This is a genomic window from Streptomyces sp. NPDC059851, from assembly GCF_042732005.1.
GTDB lineage: Bacteria > Actinomycetota > Actinomycetes > Streptomycetales > Streptomycetaceae > Streptomyces.
Map to the genome: position 1 here is coordinate 18,950 of NZ_JBHWJJ010000099.1, position 11,477 is coordinate 30,426.

General features: G+C 72.9%; 9 protein-coding genes. 3 read left to right on the forward strand and 6 right to left on the reverse strand.

The window, feature by feature from the left end; all coding sequences use genetic code 11:
- Positions 1-111: 111 nt before the first annotated feature.
- The 4 genes from ACFV7Q_RS27535 to ACFV7Q_RS27550 all read right to left on the reverse strand — a co-directional run bounded on the left by ACFV7Q_RS27535 (position 112) and on the right by ACFV7Q_RS27550 (position 4,057).
- A complete protein-coding gene (locus ACFV7Q_RS27535; RefSeq protein ID WP_385432266.1) occupies positions 112-1,233 on the reverse strand; it encodes an LLM class flavin-dependent oxidoreductase in 1,122 nt (373 codons plus the stop codon).
- Positions 1,234-1,355: 122 nt separating this feature from the next.
- The gene (locus ACFV7Q_RS27540; protein ID WP_385432268.1) at positions 1,356-2,165 is read right to left on the reverse strand and encodes an SDR family NAD(P)-dependent oxidoreductase; all 810 of its coding nucleotides are present in this window, start codon (positions 2,163-2,165) and stop codon (positions 1,356-1,358) included.
- 21 nt (positions 2,166-2,186) lie between these two features.
- Positions 2,187-3,134, reverse strand: a complete 948-nt coding sequence (locus tag ACFV7Q_RS27545; protein WP_385432269.1) for an LLM class F420-dependent oxidoreductase — start codon at positions 3,132-3,134, stop codon at positions 2,187-2,189.
- Positions 3,135-3,229: 95 nt separating this feature from the next.
- Positions 3,230-4,057 carry a hypothetical protein gene (locus ACFV7Q_RS27550; protein ID WP_385432271.1) on the reverse strand — a complete coding sequence of 276 codons (828 nt, stop codon included), beginning with the start codon at positions 4,055-4,057 and terminating at the stop codon, positions 3,230-3,232.
- A 726-nt stretch (positions 4,058-4,783) separates the two neighbouring features.
- On the opposite strand from ACFV7Q_RS27550, the gene ACFV7Q_RS27555 reads away from it, so the two are divergent.
- A complete protein-coding gene (locus tag ACFV7Q_RS27555) occupies positions 4,784-5,224 on the forward strand; it encodes an NUDIX hydrolase (protein ID WP_385432273.1) in 441 nt (146 codons plus the stop codon).
- A 46-nt stretch (positions 5,225-5,270) separates the two neighbouring features.
- Here ACFV7Q_RS27555 and ACFV7Q_RS27560 read toward each other — a convergent pair whose 3' ends face one another.
- A complete protein-coding gene (locus ACFV7Q_RS27560; RefSeq protein ID WP_385432274.1) occupies positions 5,271-6,170 on the reverse strand; it encodes a trypsin-like serine peptidase in 900 nt (299 codons plus the stop codon).
- A 152-nt stretch (positions 6,171-6,322) separates the two neighbouring features.
- Complete coding sequence (locus ACFV7Q_RS27565; RefSeq protein ID WP_385432276.1) at positions 6,323-7,543, reverse strand: amidohydrolase family protein; 1,221 nt, start codon at positions 7,541-7,543, stop codon at positions 6,323-6,325.
- Positions 7,544-7,675: 132 nt separating this feature from the next.
- On the opposite strand from ACFV7Q_RS27565, the gene ACFV7Q_RS27570 reads away from it, so the two are divergent.
- Both ACFV7Q_RS27570 and ACFV7Q_RS27575 read left to right on the forward strand, forming a co-directional pair.
- Positions 7,676-10,819: a BTAD domain-containing putative transcriptional regulator gene (locus ACFV7Q_RS27570; RefSeq protein ID WP_385432278.1), complete on the forward strand. Its 3,144-nt coding sequence runs from the start codon at positions 7,676-7,678 to the stop codon at positions 10,817-10,819.
- A 175-nt stretch (positions 10,820-10,994) separates the two neighbouring features.
- Positions 10,995-11,222, forward strand: coding sequence for a hypothetical protein (locus ACFV7Q_RS27575; protein ID WP_385432280.1), 228 nt, complete (start codon positions 10,995-10,997; stop codon positions 11,220-11,222).
- Positions 11,223-11,477 lie beyond the last annotated feature (255 nt).

The window sequence follows — 11,477 nt, forward strand, 5'->3', positions numbered from 1 at the left end:
GTTGCCGGCCGGGGCGGGGGCAGGCCGCTGCCCTCCGCCCCGGCCGGTTCCGCGGGGCCGGGGCCCCCGGGGCGGCGGTCCGGGAAACCGCCGCCCCCGCTCCACCGCCGGTCAGGCGCCCTGGCGGAAGCGGGTGGTGCGGTGCACCGGGTCGGTGTCGATCTTCGGGATCACGTGCTCGCCGATCAGCTTGATCGTGGTCATCGTGTCCTCGTAGGAGACCCCGGTCGGCAGGCCGAAGGAGAGCTGGTCGGCCCCCGCCCGCTCCCAGCGCTTGCACTGGGCGAGGACCTCGGACGGGTCGCCGCAGATCAGCAGCTCCTCGGCGATGAGGAGCTCGATGATCTCCGCGTTGTACTCGGGCAGGATCTCGGGCCACTGCGGGATCGCCTCGGGCCGCGGGAAGGTGTCGTGGTAGCGGAAGACCAGGGACTGGAAGCGGTTCATGTTCGCGTTGACCGCGATGTCGACCGCCTTGTCGTGGGTCTCCGCGCAGATCGCCGTCGAGGTGACCATCACGTTGTCGTTGACGAAGGCTCCGATGGCCTTCGCCTCCTGGATCGCCGTCTTGTACTGCTCCAGCACCCACTCCATGTCGGAGACCTTCTGGACGCTGAACCCGAGGACCCCGAGGCCCTTCTTCGCGGCCATGGCGTACGAGGACGGGGACCCGGCGGCGTACCACATGGCCGGGTGCGCCTTGCCGTACGGCTTGGGGAAGACCTTGCGCGGGGGCAGCGACCAGTGCTTGCCCCTGAACCCCTCGTATTCCTCCTGGAGGAACATCTTGGGGAACTCTGCGATGGTCTCCTCCCACATCTCCTTGGTGTGGTTCATGTCCGTGACGCCGGGCAGGAAGCCGAGGATCTCGTGGCTGCCCGCGCCGCGGCCGGTGCCGAACTCGAAGCGGCCCTTGGAGAGGTGGTCGAGCATGGCGACCCTCTCGGCCACCTTGACCGGGTGGTTGACGGGCGCCAGGGGGTTGAAGATGCCGGAGCCGAGGTGGATGCGCTCGGTGGCGTGGGCGAGGTAGGCGAGGAAGACCTCGTTCGCCGACAGGTGCGAGTACTCCTCCAGGAAGTGGTGCTCGGAGGCCCAGGCGTACTTGAAGCCGGACTTGTCGGCCTGGATGACGTACTCGGCCTCCTCGACCAGTGCCTTGTGCTCTGCCTCGGGGTCGACCCTGGACCGCGCCTCAGGCACGTATCCCTGCACGAAGAGCCCGAATTCCAAGGGGGTTCACCATCCTCTGGTTTCTGACGCACCGTCAGATTTGATGGACCGACTGTTCCACCGCGGGGGCGGGAGCGTCAATAGCTGACGAGTCGTCAGAGAAAGCCCAAGCGTGCTCCGCCTCAGAACGGGCTCACGCCCGCCGTCCAGCCCCCGTCGATCACGAAGGGCTGCCCGGTGACGTAGGAGGAGTCATCGCTGGTCAGGAACAGCGCCAGCCGGGCGATCTCCTCCGGCCGCCCCACCCGCCCCAGGGGCACCACCCGCCGGTAGAGCTCCGCCATCGCCGCACGCGCCTCATCGCTCATGCCCGCCGGGTCCAACAGGCCCGGGTGGGCCATCGGGGTGTCCACCGCACCCGGGCACATCGCGTTGACCCGGATGTTCTTCGCCGCCAGCTCCAGCGCCGCCACGCGGGTCAGCCCGACGACCGCCGCCTTCGTCGCCGCGTACGCACCCACGTACGCCATGCCCGTCAGGCCGGTGTACGAGGAGGTGTTCACGATCGTCCCCCCGCCGGCCGCCGCCAGCTCCGGGGCCAGCGCCTTGATCCCGAGGAAGGTGCCGACCTGGTTGACCTGCACCAGCTCCTGGAACTCGGCCAGCGGGGTCGCGGTCAGCTCGTTGAAGCGCAGGATGCCCGCGTTGTTGACCAGCCCGTCGACCCGGCCGAACGCGGCCTTGGCGGCCGCCACCGCGGCCTCCCAGTCCTCTTCCCGACTCACGTCCAACCGGACGTAGCGGGCCCGGTCCTCGCCGATCTCCCGCGCCACCGCGGCGCCCTGCTCGTCCAACACATCGCCGAGGAGCACCCCCGCCCCTTCGGCTGCGAACAACCGGGCCTCCTGCTCACCCTGGCCGCGGGCGGCGCCGGTGATGACGATGACCCGGCCGTCGAGCTTGCCGGTGGTTCCGCCTCCGTTGGTGTCCATGCCCACTCCTGACGGGGTCGCTCAGTCGTTGAGGAGAGGCGCCACCTCTGCCCCGAAGGCGGTGATCTGGTCGGTCAGCTCGGCGCGGTCGCGGCTGCGGAAGCGGACCTGGATCTGGTCGACGCCCAGCGTCCGGTACTCGCGCAGCGACTCGGCGAGCAGCTCCGGCTTGCCGGTCAGGGTGCGGCGGCCGGTGTCCCAGGCGGGTTCGCCGACGTACAGCGCCCCGGTGATCGCACCGAACTCGAACGGCTCGGCCACCCCGGCCCCCTCCCGCAGCTCCCTGATCCGGGCGATCTGCGCGGGCAGCCGGTCCCGCGGATCACCCTGCGGCAGCCAGCCGTCGCCGCGGACGGCCGCCCGCCGCACTGCGGCGGGCGAGGAGCCGCCGACCCAGACGGGGATCCGGTCCTGGGCGGGCCGGGGTCGCTGGCCGAGGTCCCGGAAGGCGAACCGCTCCCCCTCGAAGACCGGGAACTCTTCGGGCCCGAGAGCCGCACGCAACGCGTCCAGCGTCTCGTCGAGCAGGGCGCCGCGCCCGGCGAAGTCGACACCGAGGACCTCGAACTCCTCCTGGACGTGGCCCGCACCGACGCCGAGGATCAGCCGGCCGCCCGAGAGGTGGTCGACGGTCGCGTACTGCTTGGCACTCAGCAGCGGGTGCCGCAGGCCCAGGACCGCGACATGGCTCAGCAGCCGTACGCGCTCGGTGACCCCGGCGAGGAAGGCCAGGGTCGCCACCGGGTCGTACCAGATGGTGCTCATGGGGCCGGCGAGGCGGCGCGGGATCGCCACGTGGTCGCAGGTGGCGACGTACCCGAACCCGGCCCGGTCGGCGGCCCGAGCGACCTCGGCGAGATCCGCAGGGCCGGCCGAGGCCTCCCAGGCCTCGGCGTAGAGGGTGCTCTGCGACTGGATCGGAAGTTGTATCCCGTACGCCAGCCGGCCTTCCGGAAACACGCGCGCCATATCGTCGCCCCGCCCTCGTCCTCGGACTCGACCCGGCTCGGGCCGGGCGCCGGGGCCCATCGTCTTACCTGACGAACCGTCAGGCAATAGGGGGATCAGAACCCGTGCGGTCCCATGACGATGACCGGCTTCGCCGCCGGGTCGAGCGTCGCCAGCACCTTCTCCATCGCCTCCTTCGCGATCCCGACACAGCCCTGCGAGGGGCCGTCGTGGTCCACGTGGAGCCAGATGTTGCCGCCCTTGCGCGGGCCCTCCGGCTTCGTCGGGTCCAGCGGCGACACACCGCGCTTGCGGTTGAAGTCGATCGCGACGACGTAGTCGAACGAACCCTCCAGGGACTCCCCCTCGACACCGTGGCCGGAGGCGGTGAACGCCCTGCTGCGGTCGTACGGCAGTCGCGTCCCCGGCGGCTTGGGCAGCAGGCCGCCGGCGTCACTCAGCGAGAACACCCCAACGGGGGACGTGAGATCCCCGTACCTGCGCTCCGTGGACCACCCCCGGGCCCCGTTGCGTGCGGGCCAGGTCTCGGCGAGGACCCAGTCGGCGCCGGCCGCCGACCGGGTGTAGAGGGCGGCGGTGGCGTGCGAGGAGTCCTTCGCCTTGCCCGTGACCAGGATGAGCTGGAGGGAGTCCGCCGGGATCCGCGCCCGGGTCCGGTCGCTGATGCCGGGCAGTCCCTGCAGGCCGTTCCGCCTGCTCTCACGGTGGACACGGCCGTCGGAGGCGGCGGCCGCGGCGGCGGCGGGACGGTTGTCGGTGGCGCTGAGGGCACGCGCCTCGGCGTTGCCGGGCGCGTCCTGGACGGCATGGAACCAGGCCGCCGTGCAGGCCAGCAGGCCGACGGCGGCAACGGCGCCGACCCCGGCCCCGGCACGCACGGCCGCACGGGGCCGAGAAAAGCCGACTCGGGCGAACTTGCTCATTCCCCCGACCGTACACAGCGAAGGCCCCCCGAGCGGGGGACGTCAACCTCCCGGGGGGTGTCGGAGTGCCGCGGGTGACGGCGTACCGGCCCCCTACGGGCGGCGGCTGACGGGCGGAACGGCGGGGTAGCAATCCGTAGCGCCTCGCAGCCCCGAACAGCGGCCAGTCCCCGAACGGCGGCCAGTCCCCGAACGGCGGCCAGTCCCCGCAGGGCGGGCCCAGCACCCCGGCGGCCCCCCGGTCGACACCTCCTGCAGCTTTGAGGCCCCCCGGCCCAGGCGTCGACCTCGCCCGTGGAGTACCTACGCGCCCGCACCCCAGCACCGGCCGGGCCGGCGGTCCCGGGCACGGTGCCCCCGCAAGGCGGAACCGAGGGCCTGCTGCTCTGACGAAGCCGTTCCTGTCCCCTCGCCCCCTGACCGTCCTTCGGGGCTTCCCGGCTGTCTGTTGGCGTTCCGGTGCGGGTCGGCCCGTCAAGGGTGGCCGAAGGCCATCGCAACGCGACGCGACGGAGGAGCGCCCTGTACGGGCCGGCCCGCACCGGAAGGACAATGGGCGGCCGGGAAACCCCGTACACCCTCCCGACCCCGCCCGACCGTGCCCTGCCCCCTCCCCCCACCACCCCACGCCATCCACAACCCTCCACCCACCGAACCAATGGCTGACTATGACTCCTGCTAGCAGGTGACTCCTGCCCCAGGGGGACGGCGTCGTACGCTCGGGTGATGAGAACTCCCAGGTACGCAGCGCGCATTGTGGTTCTGGATCCCGGTGGGTCGGTGTTCCTGTTCCGGGAGAACAACGTCGAGGTCGGCATCCACTGGCTGCCGCCCGGAGGGGGAATCGATCCCGGGGAGACGCCCGAGGAGTGTGTGCGGCGGGAGCTGCGGGAGGAGACCGGGTGGACCGACCTCCAGCCGCATCGGCTGCTGTGCACGTGGGAGCACGATTTCACCCACCAGGGCGTGCCCGTGCGCCAGCACGAGCACATCTACGTCACCTCCGGCCCCCGTCGCGACCCCGTGCCGGAGGAGCCCGACGCCCACTGGCGGTGGTTGTCCCCCGGGGCGCTGGCCGGGCTCGGGGAGCCGTCGTGGCCGCCGCGGCTGGCGGAGTTGTTGGCCGAGGGGGGCGCCGAGCCCGTTCACCTCGGGCTCGTCGGCTGATTCCGGTCGGCGGCGCTGCCGCCAGGGCCCCGCGGGTTCGAGCGCCCTACCCCCGGGCCCCTGCCACCCCGGTGCCTGCCGCCGCCCCGGTGCCTGCCGCCACCCCGGTGCCTGCCGCCGCCCTGGCGCCCCCCGTCGCGCGGGCGTACAGGGTCGCCGCGTAGTCGCCGAGGATGGTGCTGGTCGAGACGTCGTCGGTGTCGCCGCCGGTCAGGATCCCGATGATCTTGCCGTCGCGGGCGAGCCAGGCGCTGCCGCTCGTGCCGTCCGGGAAGTCCGCGCAGTCGAAGCGCTGGCGGGTCGGGGTTTCGCGGACCGCCTTGGCCGTGCAGGTGCGCGGGACCTTGCGGTCGGCCGGGTAGCCGGTGACGGTGACCTCCTCGCCTCCGCGGCCCGACGTGTCCAGGGGTGCGGCGCCGGTGACGTCTTCGATGTTGCGGCCCGAGGCGTCGGGAGCGAGGCGGGCGAAGGCGAGGTCGTAGTCGTCGTCGGAGCCGTCGGACCAGCGGCTGTCCTCGAAGACCTCCTCGATCTTCCAGGAGCCGTACGGGGCGGCCCCGTTGGCGTACGCGGGTGCGAAGACGGCACCGCGATCGGTGGCGTTGCCGGAGAGCAGGCAGTGCCCGGCGGTGACGATGAGGTTCTTGCCGGGACTGCGAACGACGGTCGCCGTGCAGAAGTGATCACCCGGTACGCCGCCTTCGAAGAGGGCTCCGGTGAAGGCCGCCGGGGTGCCCGGCTTGGGCGTGTCCGAGGTGGTCAGTTGCGGCTGCTTGGGAGATTGCGTTCGCGAACTCGCGCTCGGCGCGGGCTGCGCCGGCGCCGCCGCCTTGACCCGGGCTTCCGGCCGGCTCCCCGGGTCCGGCACCACCTTGGTCATGGCGGCGGACGCGCCGATCGCCGCTATCGCGCACAATGCCCCGGTCACCAAGGTCCGCTTGTCCATCACTGCCGCCCCTTCAGCTTTGCTCTGGCGAAGCATGCCCTGGTGCTCCGCTCACCGCAAGGGGACGGCCGCTCACCGTCCGCTACACGGGCCGCCCACAGCCCGCCGCACGGGCCGCCGCACGGGCCCGCCCACAGCCCGCACACCACTCGCTACGCGCCCGCCCAGAGCCCCTCCGGGGTCAGCCCGAGAAGGTCGATGGCGTTGCCGCGGACGATGCGTTCGACCACGTCCGGGGCGAGGTGGCCCATCTGCGCCTCGCCGACTTCGCGGCTCTTGGGCCAGGTGGAGTCGGAGTGCGGGTAGTCGGTCTCGTACAGGACGTTGCCGGCGCCGATGGCATCGAGGTTGCGCAGGCCGAAGGCGTCGTCGAAGAAGCAGCCGTAGACGTGTTCGGCGAAGAGCTCGGAGGGCGGGCGCAGGACCTTGTCGGCGACCCCGCCCCAGCCGCGGTTCTCCTCCCACACCACGTCGGCACGTTCCAGGATGTACGGGATCCAGCCGATCTGGCCTTCGGCGTACATGATGCGGAGGTTGGGGAAGCGTTCGAACTTGCCGCTCATCAGCCAGTCGACCATCGAGAAGCAGCAGTTGGCGAAGGTGATGGTGGAGCCGACGGCGGGCGGGGCGTCGGCGGAGGTGGAGGGCATGCGGCTGGAGGAGCCGATGTGCATGGCGATGACGGTGCCGGTCTCGTGGCAGGCCCGGAGGAAGGGGTCCCAGGCGTCGGTGTGGATCGAGGGCAGCCCCAGGTGCGGGGGTATCTCGGAGAAGGCGACGGCGCGTACGCCGCGGGCGGCGTTGCGGCGGACCTCGGCGGCGGCGAGGTCGGCGTCCCAGAGCGGAATGAGGGTGAGGGGGATGAGCCGGCCGTGGGCCTCGGGGCCGCACCACTCCTCGACCATCCAGTCGTTGTAGGCGCGTACGCCGAGCAGACCGAGCTCGCGGTCCCCGGCCTCGGTGAAGGTCTGGCCGCAGAAGCGGGGGAAGGTGGGGAAGCAGAGCGCGGACTGGACGTGGTTGACGTCCATGTCGGCCAACCGGTCGGGGACCGAGTAGGAGCCGGGGCGCATCTGCTCGTAGGTGATCACTTCGAGGCGGATCTCGTCGCGGTCGTAGCCGACGGCGGTGTCGAGGCGGGTGAGGGGGCGGTGCAGGTCCTCGTACACCCACCAGTCGCCCACGGGTCCTGGGTCGCCCTCGGTGCCCATGACGGGGGCGAACTTGCCGCCCAGGAAGGTCATTTCCTTGAGTGGGGCACGGACGACCCGGGGTCCGGTGTCGCGGTAACGGGACGGGAGCCGGTCCTGCCAGACGTGAGGAGGTTCCACGGTGTGGTCGTCCACCGAGATGATCTTCGGGAGGGTCTCCATGGTCCTCACGGTAGCGTCAATCTGACGGTCCGTCAGCTAGTTGAGGAGTGATCGGTTCGACACGGGCTGACGGGTACGAGCAAGACAGGGCAGACTTGCCCTTACACCGACGGAAGGCAGGGGGGACGACAGATGGACGGCATACCGGCCATCCCGCACCAGCGGAACCACCCCGAGGCCGCCCGGCGCGCACCCGGGACCGCCCAGGCCGCCCCCGGGACCGCCCAGGCCGCCCCCGGGTCCGAGGCCGTGGCCGGGTCCGAGGCCACACCCGCGTCCACACCCACCCACACGCACACGTCCAAACCCACCCACACGTCCACACCCACACCCACACCCACCCCCACACCCACGCCCGCCGACGTCCCCTCCCCCGGCTCCCGCTTCGCCGTCCTCGGGCCGATCCGCGCCTGGCGCGGCAGCGAGGCGCTGCCCTCCGGCACCCCCCAGCAGCGCGCCCTGCTCGCCGTGCTGCTGCTCCGCGACGGCCGCACCGCCACCGCGCCCGAGCTGATCGACGCGATCTGGGGCGAGGACCCGCCGCAGCAGGCCCTCGCCACCATCCGCACGTACGCCTCCCGCCTGCGCAAGGTCCTCGACCCCGGCACGCTGGTCACCGACGCCGGCGGCTACGCCATCCGCACCCCCACCGGCACCCTCGACCTCGGCGTCGCCCGCAGCCTCGCCTCCGACGCCGAGCAGGCCCGCACCGCCGGCGACCGCGCCCTCGCCCGCACCCTCCTGGCCCGCGCCCTCGACATCTGGGACGGCGAACCCCTCGCCGGGGTCCCCGGCCCGCACGCCGAGACCGAGCGCGCCCGGCTCGTGGAGTGGCGCCTGCAACTGCTGGAGACCCGCCTCGACCTCGACCTGGAGGTCGGCCACCACGCCGAGGCCGTCTCCGAGCTCACCGCGCTGACCGCCGCCCACCCCCTGCGCGAGCGGCTGCGCGAGCTGCTGATGCTCGCCCTGTACCGCAGCGGCCGGCAGGCCGAGGCCCTCGCCGTGTACGCCGACACCCGCCGCCTCCTCGCCGACGAGCTGGGCGTCGACCCGCGGCCCGAGCTGGCCGCCCTCCAGCAGCGCATCCTGCGCGCCGACGCAGAACTCGCCTGCGCCGAGGCCCCCGCCCCGGCGGCCGCACCCGTGCACGTCCGGCCCGCGCAGCTGCCCGCCACCGTGCCCGACTTCACCGGCCGCACCACCTTCGTCAGCGAGCTCGGCGCCATCCTGTCCGCCGCCGACGGCCAGGTCATGGCCGTCTCCGCGCTCGCCGGCATCGGCGGCGTCGGCAAGACCACCCTCGCCGTGCACGTCGCGCACGCCGCCCGCCCGCAGTTCCCCGACGGCCAGCTGTACGTCGACCTCCAGGGCACCGAGCCGCGCCCCGCCGAGCCCGTGGCCGTGCTCGGCTCCTTCCTGCGCGCCCTCGGCACCCCCGACACCTCCATCCCGGACACCGCCGACGAGCGGGCCGCGCTCTACCGCTCCACGCTCGACGGCCGCCGCGTCCTGGTCCTCCTCGACAACGCCCGCGACGCCGCCCAGGTCCGCCCGCTGCTGCCGGGCACCGCCGGCTGCGCCGCCCTGGTCACCAGCCGGGTCCGCATGGCGGGCCTCGCCGGGGCCCATCTCGTCGACCTCGACGTGATGAGCCCCGAGGAGGCCCTCCAGCTGTTCACCCGGATCGTCGGCGCCGAACGCGTCGGAGCGGAACGCCAGGCCGCCCTCGACGTCGTCGGCGCCTGCGGCTTCCTCCCCCTCGCCATCCGCATCGCCGCCTCCCGCCTGGCCGCCCGTCGCACCTGGACCGTCTCCGTCCTCGCCGCCAAGCTCGCCGACGAGCGCCGACGCCTCGACGAGCTCCAGGCCGGCGACCTCGCCGTCAAGGCCACCTTCGAGCTGGGCTACGGCCAGCTGGAGCCCGCCCAGCAGCGCGCGTTCCGCCTCCTCGGCCTCGCCGACGGCCCCGACGTCTCCCTCGCCGCCGCAGCCGCCGTACTGGACCGGCCCGAGCACGACACCGAAGACCTCCTGGAGGCTTTAGTCGACTGCTCCCTCCTGGAATCCGCCGCCCCCGGCCGCTACCGCTTCCACGACCTCGTACGCCTCTACGCGCGTGCGTGCGCCGAGCGCGACGAGCAGCCCGCGACCGAGCGGGACGCCGCCCTCGACCGGCTGCTCGACTTCTACCTCGCCACCGCCTCGGCCGTGTACGCCGTCGAACGGCCCGGCGACCGCCTGCCCGCCCACCTCGCGGCCACCCACCACCCCGGCCTGCGCTTCACCGAGCCCCGCGCCGCCCTGGACTGGCTGTACGCGGAGGCCGACCCGCTGCTCGCCTGCGTCCGCCAGTCCTCCGTACGCACCACCGGCCGGGCCGACGTGCTGCGCCGGGCCGTGGACCTGCTGTGGGCCGCCAAGGACCTCGCAGAGTCCGGCGCCAACTCCAAGCAGTACGAATCCGCCGCCGCAGCCCTGCGCGACGCCGCCCGGGCCGCGAAGGACCCGCACACCGAGGGCCGCGCCCGCACCGCCCTGACCAACGTGCACCTGGTCGCCGGACGGTTCGCCGAGGCCGACGAAGAGGCCCGGCAGGCCATGGTCCTGGCCCGGGAGGCCGGCGACCCGCTGCCCAGCTGCTGGGCGCCCAACGACCGCGGGATCATCGCCCTCTACCAGGCCCGCTACGCCGACGGCGAGCGCTACCTGCTGGAAGCCATCGAGAACTTCCGCGCCGACGGCAACCACATCGGCGAGGCCAGCGCCCTGTGCAACCTCTCCCGCATCCACGTCCAGCTGGGCCGGCTGACCACCGCGATAGAGCTTGCCGAGCAGGGCATCGCCATATACGACCGGATGGGCCTCACCCTGCGCCTGGCCAACGGCCGGTACGCGCTCGGCATCGCCCTCACCCAGGCCGGGCGGCTCGCCGAGGCGCAGACGCAGCTCACCGAGGCGCTGTCCCTCTTCCACGACAACCGCCAGCCCCTCTGGGAGGGCGTGACCCACTACCGGCTGGCCGAGGCCCACCTGGCCGCGCACCGGCCCACCCTGGCCGCCGCCCACGCCGAGCAGGCCATCGCCCTGCGCGGCATCGGCGGCGAGTGGCGCCGGGCCACCGTGCTGACCGTGCTGGGCAAGGCCCTGCAGCAGCTCGGGCAGCGGGACCGGGCGCGGGTGTGCTGGCGGGACGCGGAGGCCGTCTTCGAGGGGCTCGGATCACCGGAACTGGCCGAGGTGCGGGCCCTGCTGGCCTCCGAAATCGCGGCCTGATCCCGCTTCCTGCGGGAGTTGAACGCGGCATTCATCGTTCGTTTATCGCCTCCCGGCACGATGTGTACATCGACTCAACCGCGTCGGGGGACGCGGGAGTCCGCTGGAGGACCGCCCGTTCGGCGGTCCGCGGGGGAATCGCCGAACGGGCCCTAGCCATCCATCAGGAGATCCGATGACGACGAACGAGAACGTCCTGCCGAACGAGAGCGACATCATCCCGCTCGACAACCACGCGTCGGGTATCGAGATCAAGCCGGTCGACGGCCCCGCCACGGCGGACGCCGACATCACGCCGATGGACAACCACGCCTCCGGCATCGCGATCAAGCCGGTCGACGAGCCGGCTGCGGACGAGGAGATCGTGTCGCTGGACAACCACGCGTCCGGCCCGCGTCCGTAACCGAGCGGTTCCGGCCCGGCCGTCCCACGGGGGATACGGGGGATACGGGGGACGGCCGGGCTCGGGATCCACGGGGGAGGTACGGGGGAGCGCCCGGGTCACGGGGGACCACGGCGCCACCACGGGGGATCACGGGGGAAAGGCTGGTGGGCGCCGCCACGGGGGACGTGGGGGGCGCACCACCACGGGGGAAAGCAAGACCACGGGGGAGCACAACGCAGGATCGGCGGCCGCGGTGGCCCGGAGGGGGAGCAG